Source organism: Salinivirga sp., from assembly GCF_055145285.1.
This window is the reverse complement of the sequence record NZ_JBSRDC010000066.1, coordinates 15,684-32,960: the sequence shown is the minus strand read 5'-3', so window position 1 is coordinate 32,960 and position 17,277 is coordinate 15,684. Positions and strand designations below refer to the sequence as shown.

Below are 17,277 nucleotides of genomic sequence, written 5' to 3'. Positions count from 1 at the left end.
ACACCAAAACAACCATCGGTAAAAAGGTCACCTTCGGTCGTCCCTTGCTGATGCAATATTATGAAAAAAAATGCTTATTTTTGAAACCTACAAATAAATTGTCCGATTTATAAGGGGCTAAATCAATCATTATCAGAAGAAAAAACGTAATTATCTTAACTATTTTTTAAAATTCAACTTTAAAGTTGAATTTTTGGTATATTTGCACTAATATTGTATAATATTTATTTCATGATTACAGTAGAAGAAGTAAGAACATTTTTAGATGATTTAGTTAGTAAAATAGATGTTTTTGATATCATTTTCTTTGATAGTAGAGGTAAAAACAGTCAGGCTTTATTTGATTTGGAAATATCACCTAATGAAAGAAAAGAAATTATTAAAACCTTAGAACCTAAAGATTATAGTAAACGTCCGCTAACGGAGAATATGCATGGATTACCAGAAATGTGGGTTTTTGGCAAAACAATCAAAAACAAGGAGATTTACATAAAAATAAGTAAAGGAAAGCCAAATAATTCTGTGATATGTATATCATTTCATTTGGCTGAATATTCAATGAAGTATCCGTTAAAATAAACATTATAACACAAGTATGATTAAAAATATTAATCATGCCTTTCTATCCCGATTTACATCTAGCCATTTACAAACAATAAAAAAACTATAACCAAATGAATAGTCCATTAACCGGCAAGCCAATGAAAAAGCATATAGAGCAACGTTCTATGCGATTTCGAAAGGATACATTTCCCGTTAATTTTCATGCATACAAGTGTGAGGACACAGGTGAATTATTTGAAGATGAGTTATTCGCCAATTTGAATTATAACCAGGTTATTAATCAATACAGAACAAAATATAATATTCCTTTCCCGGATAAAATCAAAAAAATTAGAGAAAATTACGGAGTTTCTGCCATAAAAATGTCTGAAATATTAGGATTTGGTGCCAACAGCTACCGGAAATACGAAGAGGGAGAAGTCCCTGGTTTATCAAATGCCAGACTGATTCAACTTGTTGAAGATCCGCATGAGTTATTAAAACTGTCGAGACCAAACAATAATTTACCCGAAAATTTTAAATCAAAACTTGAGAAAAATGCTTCGAATTTGATAGAAAAGCGGAAACGTGAGAAACAAAACAGATATGTTGAAAAATACCTTTTGGGCAATTGTTCACCAAGTCCATTAACAGGCTATAAAGAAACAGATCTAAGCAAAATTGAGAAGATGGTAATCTTCTTTGCAAAAAACCAGCAACCCTTTAAAACAAAGCTGAATAAATTGTTGTTTTATGCAGATTTTACCATGTATAAGAAATACGGTTACTCCATAAGTGGCACAAAATATCATGCAATTGACATGGGGCCTGTCCCAAATAATTTTAATAGTATTTACGAATACCTGGCCAATAAAAATAGTATTGAGATAATATCTTATGCTTTTCCAGATGGTAATGTTGGAGAACAGTTTCAACCTAAAGCAGACTCCACTAGTGATTTTCCAGAGTTTTCAATGGAAGAAACGGAGATATTGGAGACAGTAGCAAACAAATTTTACAAAACCAGCACACAAGAAATTATTCAATTAAGCCACCAGGAAAAAGCATGGGTTGAAAACAAAGAAAGCAAGCAAACAATTGATTATAATTATAGCTTTTTCTTAAAAGAATAGGGTTTCCAACATCTTCCCAAAAAACGAAACCCTCAACCTTTAGTCACCTAAAAGTCAAGGGTTTCTAGCCATAATTTGAGGTCGGTGGCGGATTCGAACCGCCGTACGCGGTTTTGCAGACCGCTGCCTAGCCACTCGGCCAACCGACCATTTGCGGATTGCAAAAGTACAATAGTTTTTATCTTTCACCAAATTATTGATTGTAAATATCTGTTAGCTGTTTTTTTGGTTCGGACATACCTTTTTGGCCTTTTGTGTGCTTTGCCTTGCTGATATTTGGAATTTTTTTTGTATGATTGAACCCAAATTTAAAGCTTCACTATGGATACTAAAAAGAAACAGGGCCGATACGACCGCATCTATAAACAGTTAGAACAACTCATGCCCACATGTGCCAATCCGGAATCGCGCATGAACACTATAATTGCTGTTTTACATCACAAAATGGATTATTATTTCTGGACCGGGTTTTACTTCTTAAATGAAGGTAATTTACAGGTAAAAATGTATCAGGGCCCTGTTGCTTGCATGCAGCTGGCAAAAGGTACCGGGGTTTGCTGGGAAGGCATCAATACCCGAAAACCGGTACTGGTAAAAAACGTGGAAGAATTTCCCGGGCATATTGCCTGCGATGGCCGTTCAAAAAGTGAAGTGGTAGTGCCACTGTTCGACCCCAAAGACAATTTGCTTGGCGTGCTTGATGTGGACAGCGACCAGCTTAACGCATTTGATGAAACGGATGAGCAAAACCTTGTGAAAATTTTACAATTAATCTGGTCCTGATTACTCGAAAATTTTCAGCAGGAAAGAGGCGTAAATATAAAAGCGCACAATTCTGAAAAGGCCGTAAAGCGCCAGTTTGGGAAGCGGGTATTTGACTAATCCTGCCAGCACGCACACTGTGGAATAGGGTAAGGGTAGCAGGGCTGCAACAATAATTAACAGGCCACCCCATTGCCTCAATCTTTTTACAAAAACTGCATATCTATTGAGCAGCCAGCGCTCTATGCGTTTCTTGGTGCCGAAATAGTTTCCAATAATATAACTTAAAATACCCGCACCATACGAGATCCCACCCAAAAGGGAGAGATACATCACGGGTTTATCGAATTTGGCGGACCAAATGATAAATAAATCCGGTGGAATAAGCCCCAAAAGTGTTTCTGAAATTGCATAAACTACCCAAACTCCTACGTGAGGCAGCTGGCTCAGCCAGTACAGAAAATCAACACGAAGGTCTTCCAGAATGTAATGTTCCAGGCCTAATATAACCCCAATGATAGCACCAATAATGATAACTACCCGCAAAAAATTGCGCAGAAAAAAGCGATAAAAGCCACTACTCCTAAAAAAACGATGGTAGAGCATAAACCGCTGCCAATTCGTAAGTTTTTGACGATCTTTCAATTCCGGATTGCTAATTTGGGTTTGTCTGAGTTAAAAAACGTATTTTATAAGTATTTATGATACACGGGATAAATTCCCGAAATTGACGTAACAAATTTAGTGCACTTTTTCTTTTATTAACTGTAATCAGCCTGAAAATGGGGTAGAATAATAATTATTCTGTGCACGACTAAGCTAATCAATTACCAATCGATTTCCATGAGATTGTGTAATTTTGGCTAATCATTAACATTTGGTAAATCGTTATGATATAAAAATCGTTTTATGGATCAAATTTTAGTTGTTTTATTGCTTTTATTATTAACAGGTTTAACGGCAGCTGTTATAGTATTGTGGCAAAAAGTACGCAATTATCGTGAGCAAAAATATAAATATGAACTGCAAAATGGGGAGTTGGGCAATCAGATTGAATATTACCGCACCCGAACACAGGAATTGCAGGAACAGTTATCTGGGTTGCAGCAAGATTTTACTATAATTTCTTCTGAAAAAGCACGGTTACAGGAATCAGTAAAGCATGCTTCTGAGCAACTGCAGCAAAAAGAGAAAGACTTTGTGCAAATGCAGAATACGCTGAAAACAGAATTTAAAAATTTGAGCCATGAGCTCTTTACACAAAGCACACAGGCATTGAATAAGACCAATAAAGAGTCATTAGACCAGATTGTGCGCCCACTCAAAGATAAGCTGCAGCAGTACAATCAGTTACTTGCCGATTTTCGGGAAAAAGATGTGAAAGATCGCAGCACCTTATCTGTTGAGCTCAAACAATTGCAGGAATTGAATAAACAGTTGAGCCTGGATGCACAAAACCTGGCCGGGGCATTAAAAAACGACTCTAAAACGCAAGGCAATTGGGGCGAAATGGTGCTGGAGCGTATTCTTGAAAAGGCTGGTTTGGAAAAAAATATTACCTACAAAACACAAGTTTCATCTAATACAGAAGCAGGTCGTATAAGGCCAGATGTGGTTGTGTTTTTGCCGGAAAACCGGCATTTGATTATTGATTCCAAGGTGTCGCTCAGCGCTTTCGAAAGATTAATTAACGCCACAGATGATGTAGCGCGCGATAAAGCACTGCAAGAACACCTTATTTCCGTAAAATCGCACATCAGTACATTGGCTCAAAAGAACTATGAGCAGAGTTATTCGTTGAATTCACCTGAATTCATCTTTTTATTTATGCCGGTAGAAAATGCTTTATCTGTGGCGCTTCAATACGATACCAGTTTGCAGGATCTGGCCTGGAAAAATCATATTGTACTTGTTACCCCTGCAACACTTATGGCTACTTTGATGACCGTAGCGAACCTGTGGAAAATCGAAAAGCAAAATGAATTTGCCCAGCGTGTAGCCGGGGAAACCGGTAAATTGTACGATAAATTTGTAGGGCTGTTGGAATCAGTAAACGATGTGGGACAGAAAATAAACGGTGCACAGCGTAGCCATGAGCAATTGGTGAAACAGCTTAGCGAGGGCCGTGGCGATTTAATCAGTCGTGCTGAAAAGATTCGTAAGATGGGCATCAGCCACAAAAAAACACTACCTTCAAATTTTAAAGAAAAGGAGTAAATTCTATTTTATTGAATGATTAAGAATCAGATAAACAGGCATAGTGTAATTGCAGGTCGACATTTGTTGTGGGCCGGCTTTATTTTTATGCTGCTGGTCGGTTGTAAAACCTATTATCAGCCCATCAGCGAACGAAATTTTTCGCACAAATACAATCCTGGGCACACCGATATACATCCGGTTTTGATGCTGCACCGGGTTGCGCCCGATTCGTCTGTGGTTTTTATGCATATCCCGGTCAGTGATATTAACTTCCCGGAGTTCAAGCGGCGCGAGGACCAGATAGCAGGTATCTCCATTAAATACTTTCTGGTCGATTCTGCCGGCGCCACCGCTTTTCGCGATAGCGGATCGGTAAAATATGCCCATCCGCAAAAACCTGCAACCAATTTTTTACAGCTGCAATTGGGTTTCAGGCATCATCCTGATAGTGTTCGGTATGTAGATTTGCAAATGCATGATTTATTATCAGGCCTTGAAAGTAATGAGGTTGTGCGCATTCAAAAAGATAAAACTACCAATCCACAGCGATACTATGCTTATTTTAATGATATAAACTATCCGTTTGTGCGAAATATAACCGCGGAAAATGATTCTGTCAGGATTCACTACAGCAAAAAAGCAGATAGCCTCTGGGTATTTCACCTTACATACAACCGGAAAGATTCGTTGCCATTTGATACCATTCAAAAGACAGGTGTGCAAGATTATTTACGGTTTCCGAAACCGGGCTCATACGTGATAAACAAAGACAGTACTTTACAAGGCGGATTGCGCTATGTGGCTAGCACACCTCATTATCCGGCTATCAGGGAAGCAAGGCAAATGTTAGGACCTATCCGCTATTTGGTCAATGGTAAAGAGTGGCAGAAAATCAACCAGTTACCACCCAAACGTGCTGTAGATACATTTTGGCTTGTGACGGCTCCTGATGCAGACAAGGCAAAACAATTGATTCAGGTTTATTATAACCGGGTACAGCTCGCCAATATAAAATTCAGCAGTGATCGGGAGGGCTGGAAAACCGATATGGGTAAAATAATTACCCTTGCCGGGCTGCCAAATGAAGTACAAATAACCGACACAGCTGAGAACTGGTTTTATTATATTGGAAAAAATGAAAAACTAAAAATTCCCTTTGCATATAACGATTCCCTTGGTGAGCATCAATTAAACCGCAATGATAGCCTTATGAACGGCTTTTTGATGCATCACATCAACGGGTGGAGGCAAGGTAAATTCTATTAATAAATATTAACAACATGGAACAAAAAAGTGATTTTATTTTCGGCATACGGCCGGTAGAAGAGGCCATAAAAAGTGGCCAGCATTGCGATAAAGTACTCATACGAACGGGTATGGGCGGCGATACCGTAGATGCCATAAAAGAAATGATGCGTACGCATCGCATACCGTTACAGCAGGTCCCCGATGCCAAGCTGAATCGCATTACGCGTAAAAACCATCAGGGTATTATTGCTTTGATGTCGCCTGTGCCTTTTCAGCGGATAGAAGATGTACTGATGAACGTTTATGATAAGGGCGAGGATCCCTTTTTTCTGATGCTGGATGAGGTGACCGATGTGCGAAACTTTGGCGCCATGGTACGTACGGCAGAATGTGCCGGGGCGCATGGTGTAATCATACCTCAAAAAGGGTCGGTACGCATAGGTGGCGATGCCGTAAAAACATCAGCCGGTGCTTTGTTCAATATGCCGGTGTGCCGCACAGCCAGTTTGAAAAAAACAGCTTCGTATCTTAGGGATAGCGGCCTTAAATTGATTGCGGCCACAGAAAAAACCGAAGATTTATATTTTAATCAACCTTTGGATGGTCCCGCACTACTTATTATGGGGGCGGAAGATAAAGGCATCAGCAATGCGCTTTTGGATATGGTGGATGTAAAAGCCGCCTTGCCGGTACAGGGAAAAATTGCATCATTAAATGTCTCAAATGCTGCTGCAGTGCTTATGTATGAAATGCTAAGGCAACGAATGAAAAAGTGAAAAACAGTGTCGGTAAAATATTGCTGATTTTTTTGATACTGGTACTTAATTCCATTATGATTTATGGCCAGTTTTACAATGGTCATCGTATGCGTTTTGGCAAGAACCGGGTGCAATATCGCAGTTTTTACTGGCAACATTACGACTTTAAGCGATACAAGGTTTTTTTTCATCAGAGTGGAGATAATACAGCCCGCTATGTGGGGCTGCGGGCGCGAGATATCCTCACTGAAATGGAATACCGGCTCGACTACCGCCTCGATGGACAAATAAACTTCATTGTTTACAACGACTTATTGGATTTCAGGCAAAGCAATATTGGCTTAATTTCAGGAAATAACCAGTACAATATTGGCGGCACCACTACGATAGCTAACAATAAGGTGATGATTTATAATTATGGCAGCCACAAACATATGGATCGACAGATTCGCCGTGCCTCATCGGAGCTGTTGATTAATGAAATCCTGGTGGGTAGTCGTTTCTCAGATCGGCTGGCCAATTCGGCTCTAATATCTTATCCGGAATGGTTCCTGAAAGGTTTGGTGGCCTATTACGGAAATGCGTTTGATGCGGAAGAGCAACAAAAAATTAAAGATGGACTAGTTAATGGCAAATACCGCAAAATGCAATGGCTTACTGGGAAAGATGCGGAGCTTGCCGGATTTTCTTTTTGGACATACGTGGCAATGAACCACGGAGAGCAAGCTCTGAGAGATATCATGTATTTGTCGAGAGTGAGTAAAAACATCAACAATGCCATTGTTTTTGTCACCGGAGTGCCTTTTCGGTATTTGATGCGTGAGTGGGCCGAATATTCAACCTACCGGTATGAACAGGAAGGTGGAGCATTACCCGCATCCGAAGCGAGCAAAATCAGACAACGCACCAAAAAAGATGCACGCTACCAAAATTTAGTATTTTCGCCAGATGGCCGCTTTTTTGCCTGGAGCAGAAATGAGACAGGTAAAGTGAAGATTTTCATTCAAAATGTAACGACCGGCAAAAAGCAAAAAATTTTCCGCTATGGCCACAGGTTACCCCAAAAGGTTGATGTGAAATATCCCGTAGTGCGCTGGCATCCCAAATTAGATGTGCTGACCTGGGTCTATGAGCATCAGCAACAAATTAAGTTTTGCTTTTATGATTTACAGACAGAGGAGATTAATGCACGCAATATACAGTACATTAATCGATTGTTAGATTATGACTTCAATGAAGCGGGCACCCAAATAGTTTTTTCCGGCATTCAGGACGGCAAAACCGATTTGTTTATACTTAAACTTGCTTCGAATGAGCAAGAGCGCATTTCTGACGACCTGCCCGATGATTTTAATCCGAGGTTTACTCCGGAGGGCAATATTATATTCAGTAGCAATCGTAATATGCCTTCAGGCGATACACTGCAAGGTCATTCAGATTTGTATATGACCGGCACAGGGGCTTTTGAACCCGTAGAAATTGTTACTTCAGTAGGAAATCAAACAAAACCACTGGTGCTTTCGGAAGACAATTATTTGTATTTAAGCGATCAGAACGGAGTTCAAAACAGGTATAAGGCTGCTTATGATAGTGCCATTCAGTTTGTTGATACAGCTATTCATTACCGTTTTTTCACCAACCACGAAGCTATAACCAATCTTAAATATGGCCTTTCGGATCATGATATTAATTCACAAAAAACACGCTTTGCCGATGTTCATTATTTTAATAAGCGGTATCACCTCCTTAAAAAGCCATACGAAACAAAATCTTTGCAGAAACCATTAGAAACCACAGAGCAGAAGGCCTTTTTCTCAACACGCCGGAGGTTTTATAATAAGCAACTTGAGCGCCTGCGAGCAGAGCAAAAACGAAGTGACAGCCTGATTGATATCAATAATTATGTTTTTGAGTTTGAAAAAAAGGTGCGTAAAAAAGCCCGGTGGCCGGCTTTTGATGAGGATAGTTTGTGGGTTTTGAAACGTAAACTCTATTTCACAACTTTTTATACCAATTATACCGTTAATCAGATCGATTTCAGTCAACTTAATCATAGTTATCAGGTCTATACCGGTGGCGCCGTATTTTTTAATCCCGGGTTTAACGTATTGACCAAATTTGGGGCTGCCGATTTGTTTGAAGACTATAAATTGACCGCAGGATTCCGGTTAGCCGCTAATTTTACCGGAAACGAGTATCTTATCAGTATAGAAAATCTTAAATCGCGGCTCGATAAACAATTAATTCTGCATCGGATGGGCAGTGAAGAGTATTCGAATAATGAGCTGAAGCGCTCTTATACTTATCAAACCATGTTGGTGCTCAAATATCCGTTTTCGCAGGTTTCATCTGTGCGGTTGACCGGAAAATTACGCCTTGACCAAATTGTGTATCCGGCTATTAATAACGAAACACTTGGTAAACCCGATGACTACAGATTATGGGGCGGTGCCCTGGCCGAATATGTTTATGATAACACCCGTAACCTTGGCTTAAATTTATACAGTGGAACCCGTGCAAAAGTATTTTTTGAACAATATTCAAGGTTAGAGCAAAATACAGGCAGCCACATGTTTGTGGTGGGGACAGATGTGCGCCATTACATTCAAATTCATCGTCAGTTGATCTGGGCCAACAGGTTTGCGGCATCATCCAGTTTTGGGAATGCACTTTTGATTTATTATCTCGGAGGCGTAGACAACTGGATGTCTGTGACCGGTAATGGATATTTTGACCAAACAATACCTGTTGATAAAAGTAAAAACTGGGCGTTTCAGACTGTTGCTACCAATATGCGGGGCTTTCAGCAAAACATCAGAAATGGAAATAGCTTCGCATTGATTAATTCAGAGCTCCGTTGGCCGGTAATCAAGTATATTTTTAACCGCCCCCTGAACAACGATTTGCTTGATAATTTTATGATAGCCGGCTTCGTGGATGTGGGAAGTGCCTGGTACGGTTGGGATATTACCAACACCGACAATTTTTATCGTTATGATTATGTTGAAAATGGTCCGGTTAGTGTCCGCATCGATAAAAGACGCGATCCTTTGGTGGCAGGGTACGGCTTTGGCTTCCGTACACGGCTTTTCGGATATTACCTTCGGCTCGACTGGGCCTGGGGAATAGAAAATAAAAAAATTCTTGACCGGCAATTTTATTTTTCCATCAACCTTGACTTTTAAGGGGGTGCGAAGATGTAAACAAAACTATGATAATTTACTAATAGTTTAAATAACCAAATGTAAACTGAAAACACAATGCGGATGAACGAAATTTTATTGCTTCTGATTGTAGGCCTCCTGGCAGGTTTTGTGGGAGGCATGATGGGTGTGGGTGGCGGCGTTGTTGTCATACCTGCGCTGATTTTCATCATGGGTTTCTCTCAGCATCAGGCGCAGGGAACTGCACTGGTTTTTATGTTGCCGCCTATTGGTCTGTTAGCCGCCTGGAATTATTATAAGGCTGGCTATGTCAACGTAAAATATGCATTATTGCTTATGGTTGCCTTTGTGGTTGGTGCCTGGATAGGTAGTATGATTTCTGTACAATTGCCTGATAAAATATTAAAAAAGATTTTCGGGGTGATGTTACTATATGTGGCTTACCGGATGATTTTTAAATCCTGAATCACTGCATTATTGTTTCTTTCTTTGTAACTTGCAATATAAAAACAAAAAAAGATGATTAGTCAAGCCCTGATTGCCGACCAATTACCTGAGATTCGTTCCTGGTATGAGCATTTACATGCGCACCCTGAGTTCTCCTTTCAGGAAAAAGAAACAGCTAGCTACGTTTTTGCGCGCCTGCAGGAGATGGGACTTCAGGTACATCAGATTCCACAAAATGCCGTGATGGGTTTTTTATCTGTTCCAAATGCAAAAAGCACCATCGGGTTGAGAGCTGAACTGGATGCTTTGCCGCTACATGAGCAAACAGGCGTGAAATATGCCTCAAAAAATGCAGGAGCCATGCATGCCTGCGGGCACGATTTACATATGGCCTGTGCTTTAGGTGCGGCAAAATTGCTCGCTGCACATACATCAGATTTAAAGCACAACATACTCGTCGTTTTTCAGCATGCCGAGGAAAAAATTCCCGGCGGCGCAAAGGATGTGATTGCTTCTGATTTTTTTAAAGAACACAAACCCGATGTAATGCTGGCTATGCATTCGTTCCCTGACCTGAAAGCCGGGGAAGCAGGTTTTAGATCCGGACCATACATGGCTTCAGGCGATGAGATCGATGTACATATTAAAGGTCCGGGAGGCCATGCCGCCATGCCACATAAAACAGTTGATACTGTTCTTACAGCCGGACAGGTACTTGTGGCGCTGCAACAAATTCAATCGCGTTTTATCCCCACCGAGATTCCATCTGTGCTCACGTTTGGAAATATATGTGCCGAAAGTGTGATGAATATTATTCCCCGTGAGGTGTTGCTGGAAGGCACTTTTCGCACTATGGACGAAAGTTGGCGCAAAAAAGCTTTAAAAAACATAAAAAAAATTGTTGAAAATACCGCTACAGCCGCGGGCGCAGATGCTGAAACGGTGGTGCGCCCCGGATATCCGGCTATCAAAAATAATGAGGCTGTAACCCCTAAGCTGCAGGACATTGCCATTAATTTACTGGGCAATAGAAAAGTACATTCCCTGCCCTTGCGTATGACCACCGATGATTTTGGCTATTATGCTCAACTGATTCCATCTGCATATTTCAGGCTGGGCGTAGCCGATTCAAATGGAAGAAGCCCTGGCTTACATACACCTGAATTTTTACCCAATGCCACAGCATTAGAAACCGGTGTTAAATTGTTGGTGCAAATTATACAAGAATACTAAATGTTGCCTGAGTTTGAAATAAGGGATTCTTCAATTATCATTTAATCAGAATCTTAAATCTGCTTTTGGTTTGTTTGTTCGGTTATTTATCAAACAGTTTATCTATACAACCTCAGATTATGCTTTAAGCTATTTATCAAAACTTTTTTTACCTTCGTACAGTACCATAAATGCACGTGCATGGCTTTAAGCATTCAATTTAAAAGAGTTTTGTTAGTAATGGGGTTTTTACTCCCACACATTTTATCTCCCGGACAGGCAATTCCTGAACATGTGAGTAATGAAGCTATTTATAGTTTTTTGGATGAGCTCGCCACAGAAAAAATAATTACTATTCATAGTGCTGTAAAACCGTACACCAAACAACTAATTTATCGTAAGCTGGCGCAAGCACAAAAAGCAGATTCTTTGCTCAATATGAGGCAAAGAAAGGAACTGAGTTTTTACCTTGATGCCTATACGCTGTGGAATAATGGTGCAGCCAACCCTTATTTGGACGAAAAAGTAAATCTGCTAAAAAAATACAGCAATCATGCTGCAATAAGTAGTACCCATCTGGGTTTTGTTTACCGCGATAGCACCTTTACGGCAAAGGTGCGTCCCATATGGGGTTACCGGTACCGAAGCAACGACAATGGAATCGTAGATCATTACTGGGGCGGCGCAGAGGCCAGTTTTTCCGTAGGCGAGCATCTCGGGGCCTGGGCTTCACTCAGAGACAATAGCATAAGCGAAATACTGGCCCGGCCGGGCAACTTTACAAGACAAGATGGAGGCAATTATAAAATTGGCAATGGAGGCCGGCCCGGCGGCGATTATTCCGAAATGCGGGGTGGAATATCTTTTGCCTGGAAATGGGGACACGTTGAGCTCTCCAAAGATCATGTACAATGGGGCGACCATCAGCATGGCCCCAATATTTTAGATTCCAGGGCGCCCTCGTTCGCCATGATTAAGTTGCATCTGAAACCGGTAAAATGGTTTGAATTCGATTACCTGCACGGGTGGTTGGTTTCTGAGGTGGTTGACAGCACACTGTCTTATACGAGCCAGTACGGGGAAAGCCGTCAGGTATTCAGACCTAAAAATATTGCTGCCAACATTTATACGCTGCATCCATTTCGAAATACAAGTTTTTCGGTTGGTAATGCTATCATCTACAGCGATATGGGTGGCGCACACCCGGCTTATATGATTCCATTCTTGTTTTATAAATCCATTGACCATACTTTAAATCATAAAATACAAAATCAAAACTCGCAATTATTTTTTAATGCCAGCATACGCCAGATAAAGCACCTGCATTTATACGGCTCCCTGTTTGTCGATGAATTTTCTATTACCCGCGTGGGTGATGAGGAACGGCATAATTTCTTTTCGTGGAAGGGAGGTGCAAGTCTGCAAAATTGGCCTTTCGCCAATGTTTCACTTAGCTATGAGTTTACTCAAACTTACCCTTTAACCTATAAACATCGCATAAAAACTACTACTTATGCTACCAATGAGTTTGGTTTGGGCCATTATCTCAATGATAACTCGCAGGAGCATTATGGGGCTGTTACATTTAGGTTTTTACCCAAATTAAGGGTGAAAATGGCTTATTGGCAGGCTTTCCATGCCAGTGAATATGCCTACAACCCAAGCGGAGAAACCCGGGTGGATGAGTTCCTTGTGCTGCAGGATAAAACCTGGCAGAATAAAACATTTCAATTGACAGCCAGCTACGAAGTATGGCAAAATATGTATTTGAAATTAATTTATACAGATAGCAATATCAAAGGCTTCGACACAGATGAGCATGATGCGCAATATTACCTGGATTTGTTTACTCCGGCCTATTTCCATGGTGCTCAGCAAACCATTTCTATGCAATTTAATATTGGATTCTGATGAAGAAAATTTCGCTCATCATTTTGTTGCTTTTATTTATGGGCACAGGGTTGAGTGCACAGCATCTTCTGCCATTGCACCGCTTTCGCACCCGCGACATTACAAAATTGATGAACACGGCGGACAGCAACTATCACACTGCCATAAAACCCTTTGTAATTGCTGATACCAGCCGGTTATTTCGTAAAACATATACCCGCGAGGGAAAAGGTGAAAATTGGTTTATGCGCAAACTGCGCTATGAAAATCTGGTGATGGTAGACAAAGAAGATTTTCGTATTACCATAGACCCTGTGCTGGGTTTTGAATTGAGCCGTAACCGGGATGTGGATGAGTTACTTTATCGCAACACACGCGGATTTTTGGTAGCAGGTCGTGTTGGACAAGATGTGAGTTTTCACTCTGTGCTTTATGAAAATCAGGTGGCTTTTCAACCTTATGTTACAGAAATGATTCAGGCGCGAGAAGTTATTCCCCATGCGGCCAAATACAAACCCTACGAGATTCCTCTGAGCCAGTTGAGCCCTGAAGGCTATGATTACAGCATGGCAGAGGGAGTACTTTCCTGGAATGCTATGCCACAGCTTAATCTTCAATTTGGTCAGGGAAAACATTTTATCGGAGATGGACATCGCTCCCTTTTACTGAGCGACAACAGCTACAGTTATCCTTTTTTTAAGGCCATGTTGACAATTGGTCCCATTCAATATACAAGTTTGTTTGCTGAATTGATGGATTTCGACTTGCCGCATGATGCCGAAAGCGGTTATCGCAAGAAACGTTATCAAATGCATTACTTCAGTTGGAATGCTGCAAGGTGGCTACAACTTGGCTTATTTGAATCTGTTGTGTATCATCCAGAAGATTCTACGGGCTATGAAGGTTTTAAACCCAATTATGCCAACCCGCTGATTTTTTCGCGTACGGCTGAATATGGTTTAAATAGTAAAAACAACATGCTTTTGGGAGCTACCTGGAAAATTACTTTACCCAAAGGTTTGCAGTTTTATGGCCAGTATATGCTTGATGCAACAGCTAAGCCTGCTTCCGACAAAATTACAGAGCAAGACCCCCGGTATGGATTTCAAGTTGGCGGAAAATGGTTCAATGCATTGGGGATTAAGAATTTTTATGGGCAGATGGAATTCAATAGTGTGGCGCCTTTTGCGTATGGACATTTGCAGACTTCACAGAACTATACCCATACCAGACAAGCCCTTGCTCACCCCATGGGCGCTGGTTTTAATGAGCTTGTGGCTACTTTGGCCTATTCAATCAAAGATTTTGAGGTGGAACTGCAGGGTAATTTGGCCCGGTCTGATACAAAAACCCAAAATAATATTTCGGGTGCTGACATTTTTGTATCTCAACAAGAAATTAATGAACAGCTCCAGGAGGCCACACTCAGTTTAATTAACGAACTTGCCTACGGTCATATGCAGATTTCCTATTTGTTGAACCCGAGAACAGACATGCGTGTTTATGCCGGAGCTGCTTTACGAATAGAGCGCAATAATATGAGGGATAGCGAAAATACGTGGGTGTTTTTTGGCCTGAGAACCTTTTTGTCTAACCGATTGTTGGATTTTTAGGATTTTGTGCTGGTTTTTTTAAACTGAAAATTAATGGATACTACACCAAAAAGAAATATTACAGTTGCAGTAAGTGGCGCAAGCGGGGCTATCTATGCAGAGCGGCTATTGAGGAAACTAAAAATTTTGAGTAACCAGCTTGACCAGCTATCAATTATTTTCAGTGATAATGCAAAGCAAATCTGGAAAGAGGAGTTGGGCAAACCTTTGCCGGAAGAAGCGGATTTAAAGTGGTATGCAAATAATGATTTTTATGCACCCATGGCTTCCGGCTCCGGTGCTGTAGACACCATGATAATTGTTCCGGCTTCTATGGGCATGATAGGCCGCATAGCCAATGGGGTGTCGGATGATTTGATAAGCCGTGCCGCTGATGTAATACTTAAAGAGCGCCGAAAGCTGATTATAGTGCCACGCGAGGCGCCTTACAACCTGATTCATATTCGCAATATGGAAACTATCACCTTATCAGGCGGTATAATTTGCCCGGCATCGCCATCATTTTATAATAAACCCGGCGACTTGAATGAACTGGCCGACACAGTTATCGACAGGATTATTGATTTAGCAGGGCTGGAGCAAAATACTTTTCGTTGGGGAGAATAGGCATTGGCCAGCGCGGGTTAATCAAACATTTTTTCAATGAAGTTTTGTTTTTTAGGGTGTTTAACTTTAACTTTTAGGTTTTTGTCTGAATTGGCCACATTCCAGAGCATTTTGTACCCAACGCGGGTTATTTCAGTAAGTTTTGCATAATTTATTTTATCGGGTGTATCTCTCTTTGAATGATAATCTGGATGTAGGCCGGTAAAAAAACAGGCAATGGGGATATTTTTTCGTTTAAACCTGAAATGGTCTGAAGAAAATGACCAGGTCATTCTTTCGCTCAACCCCGGATGCGATGAAAGCTTTAAACTATCGTTTTTTCGGGCAATTTTTCTGGCTGTTCTTTTAAACATACCGTCTCGCTTGCCATTGGCGATAATATATGCAGTTTGGCTGTATTTATCTTCATTGTTTCTGTTGCGCCCAACCATGTCAAGGTTTAAATTGAGCACAATGTTTTTTAAGGGTACAGGGCTGTTGCTCACAAAATAATCAGACCCGCGTAACCCTACTTCTTCAGCCGACAAAGCAACAAAAACGATACTTCTGCTGGGTTTTATGCCCTGGTATGCTGCCTCTTGAAATGCACGCGCCATTTCCATGATAGCTGCGGTGCCCGAGGCATTATCGTCTGCGCCGTAATAAATATTTTTTCCTCTTTTGCCCAAATGGTCGTAGTGGGCAGAAACCACAATAACTTCGTCTTTTTTGTTTGACCCTTCAATATATGCCAGCACGTTTTCTGTCTTAAGGGTATCCAGTTTATAGTTTTTATTGTTGATATAACAGATGGCGGTATCGTTTTTTAACTCAATGTTTCTGGAGGCTTTGCCTTTGGCAACTTTTCTCTCCAGTTTTTTCAGGTCTTTAAATTTCAGACCCAACAGCCTTTTGGTTTCCCATGGATTGGCAAAAGCCATTACAATGGTATCTTTAGTTTGTACAAAATTCTGTATTGAATCAACATAGCTGCTGTATTTAGCTAAATGTTTTCCCAAAAAGGGTTCTTTAAGCTTATAGGTCATTGCTTTGAGTCTGTCACTTCCATCAATCTCAGCCAGTGGGAACCGTTCCGGGTCATATCTAAAGAGGCCTGTTTTGGGAAAAAAAATCAAAAAATATTTTGCTTTGGTACCTGAGGCTATCTGTTTTACGCGCTTGTAGGTTTCCCCCAGGTTTTCATCTAACAGCAGTACCACTACAGAGTCGCTTAAGTCAGATTTGTTGTAATCGTTTCCATAACCCATATATTTGAAATGGAGTGTGTCCCTGAAGTCCATTTCCTGCGTAAATAAACGGGTGCCGAAAAAAGTAATGTATGGCAGTTTATCTGCAAATTTACCGGTGTTTTCTGCCATGATATTGACAGCTCCATAGTCGTATTTATACAGATTGAACGGCTGAAAATATCCTTGAAAATGGAGGCTGTCCAATCCATAATTGCGGAAATGAGCGGCAATATATTTGGCCGCCTTTTTCTGACCCGGCTTACCTGTCTCGCGGCCCTGCAAGGTGTCTGATGCCAGTGTATAAATGTGGTTTTTTAGGTTTTCGCGGGTAATAGACTGTGCAAAGGGCTCAATTTGAGTCTGTGCTAAAGCAGACGTTGCAATCAGTAAAAGGGGAATAACAAGAAATTGTTTCATACTTTTGATTTAGGGTAACTAAACTACGAATCAATACATGCAAGCAATTTTTGCAT

General features: G+C 40.8%; 14 protein-coding genes and 1 tRNA gene. 12 read left to right on the top strand and 3 right to left on the bottom strand.

The window, feature by feature from the left end; all coding sequences use genetic code 11:
- Positions 1-231: 231 nt before the first annotated feature.
- Positions 232-579 carry a toxin gene (locus ACTB0Y_RS14420; protein WP_463207539.1) on the top strand — a complete coding sequence of 116 codons (348 nt, stop codon included), beginning with the start codon at positions 232-234 and terminating at the stop codon, positions 577-579.
- 95 nt (positions 580-674) lie between these two features.
- Positions 675-1,676 carry a type II toxin-antitoxin system antitoxin SocA domain-containing protein gene (locus ACTB0Y_RS14415; protein ID WP_463207538.1) on the top strand — a complete coding sequence of 334 codons (1,002 nt, stop codon included), beginning with the start codon at positions 675-677 and terminating at the stop codon, positions 1,674-1,676.
- Between the two features lie 78 nt (positions 1,677-1,754).
- Here ACTB0Y_RS14415 and ACTB0Y_RS14410 read toward each other — a convergent pair.
- Positions 1,755-1,825 (bottom strand) — tRNA-Cys (locus ACTB0Y_RS14410).
- A gap of 172 nt (positions 1,826-1,997) precedes the next feature.
- On the opposite strand from ACTB0Y_RS14410, the gene ACTB0Y_RS14405 reads away from it, so the two are divergent.
- Complete coding sequence (locus ACTB0Y_RS14405) at positions 1,998-2,459, top strand: GAF domain-containing protein (protein WP_463207537.1); 462 nt, start codon at positions 1,998-2,000, stop codon at positions 2,457-2,459.
- Here ACTB0Y_RS14405 and ACTB0Y_RS14400 read toward each other — a convergent pair whose 3' ends face one another.
- Positions 2,460-3,083: a YqaA family protein gene (locus ACTB0Y_RS14400; RefSeq protein WP_463207536.1), complete on the bottom strand. Its 624-nt coding sequence runs from the start codon at positions 3,081-3,083 to the stop codon at positions 2,460-2,462.
- Positions 3,084-3,347: 264 nt separating this feature from the next.
- Between ACTB0Y_RS14400 and ACTB0Y_RS14395 the strand changes: the two genes are divergently transcribed.
- The 9 genes from ACTB0Y_RS14395 (at position 3,348) to ACTB0Y_RS14355 (ending at position 15,575) form a co-directional block, all read left to right on the top strand.
- On the top strand, positions 3,348-4,655 hold the full coding sequence (locus ACTB0Y_RS14395; protein WP_463207535.1) for a DNA recombination protein RmuC: 1,308 nt from the start codon (positions 3,348-3,350) through the stop codon (positions 4,653-4,655).
- Positions 4,656-4,670: 15 nt separating this feature from the next.
- On the top strand, positions 4,671-5,903 hold the full coding sequence (locus ACTB0Y_RS14390) for a GWxTD domain-containing protein (protein ID WP_463207534.1): 1,233 nt from the start codon (positions 4,671-4,673) through the stop codon (positions 5,901-5,903).
- A 14-nt stretch (positions 5,904-5,917) separates the two neighbouring features.
- On the top strand, positions 5,918-6,661 hold the full coding sequence (rlmB, locus tag ACTB0Y_RS14385) for a 23S rRNA (guanosine(2251)-2'-O)-methyltransferase RlmB (RefSeq protein WP_463207533.1): 744 nt from the start codon (positions 5,918-5,920) through the stop codon (positions 6,659-6,661).
- Positions 6,658-9,828 (top strand): TolB family protein, encoded by a 3,171-nt coding sequence (locus ACTB0Y_RS14380; RefSeq protein WP_463207532.1) that lies wholly within the window; start codon positions 6,658-6,660, stop codon positions 9,826-9,828. Before rlmB ends, ACTB0Y_RS14380 begins: the two co-directional genes overlap by 4 nt.
- An 81-nt stretch (positions 9,829-9,909) precedes the next feature.
- On the top strand, positions 9,910-10,272 hold the full coding sequence (locus ACTB0Y_RS14375) for a sulfite exporter TauE/SafE family protein (protein WP_463207531.1): 363 nt from the start codon (positions 9,910-9,912) through the stop codon (positions 10,270-10,272).
- A gap of 54 nt (positions 10,273-10,326) precedes the next feature.
- Positions 10,327-11,487: a M20 metallopeptidase family protein gene (locus tag ACTB0Y_RS14370; RefSeq protein WP_463207530.1), complete on the top strand. Its 1,161-nt coding sequence runs from the start codon at positions 10,327-10,329 to the stop codon at positions 11,485-11,487.
- Between the two features lie 180 nt (positions 11,488-11,667).
- Positions 11,668-13,377 carry a hypothetical protein gene (locus tag ACTB0Y_RS14365; RefSeq protein WP_463207529.1) on the top strand — a complete coding sequence of 570 codons (1,710 nt, stop codon included), beginning with the start codon at positions 11,668-11,670 and terminating at the stop codon, positions 13,375-13,377.
- On the top strand, positions 13,377-14,969 hold the full coding sequence (locus tag ACTB0Y_RS14360) for a hypothetical protein (protein ID WP_463207528.1): 1,593 nt from the start codon (positions 13,377-13,379) through the stop codon (positions 14,967-14,969). The genes ACTB0Y_RS14365 and ACTB0Y_RS14360 overlap by 1 nt, the downstream gene beginning before the upstream one ends.
- 33 nt (positions 14,970-15,002) lie before the next feature.
- Complete coding sequence (locus ACTB0Y_RS14355; protein ID WP_463207527.1) at positions 15,003-15,575, top strand: UbiX family flavin prenyltransferase; 573 nt, start codon at positions 15,003-15,005, stop codon at positions 15,573-15,575.
- A gap of 17 nt (positions 15,576-15,592) precedes the next feature.
- Here the strand turns inward: ACTB0Y_RS14355 and ACTB0Y_RS14350 are convergent, their stop codons facing one another.
- Positions 15,593-17,221 (bottom strand): M28 family metallopeptidase, encoded by a 1,629-nt coding sequence (locus tag ACTB0Y_RS14350; RefSeq protein ID WP_463207526.1) that lies wholly within the window; start codon positions 17,219-17,221, stop codon positions 15,593-15,595.
- Positions 17,222-17,277 lie beyond the last annotated feature (56 nt).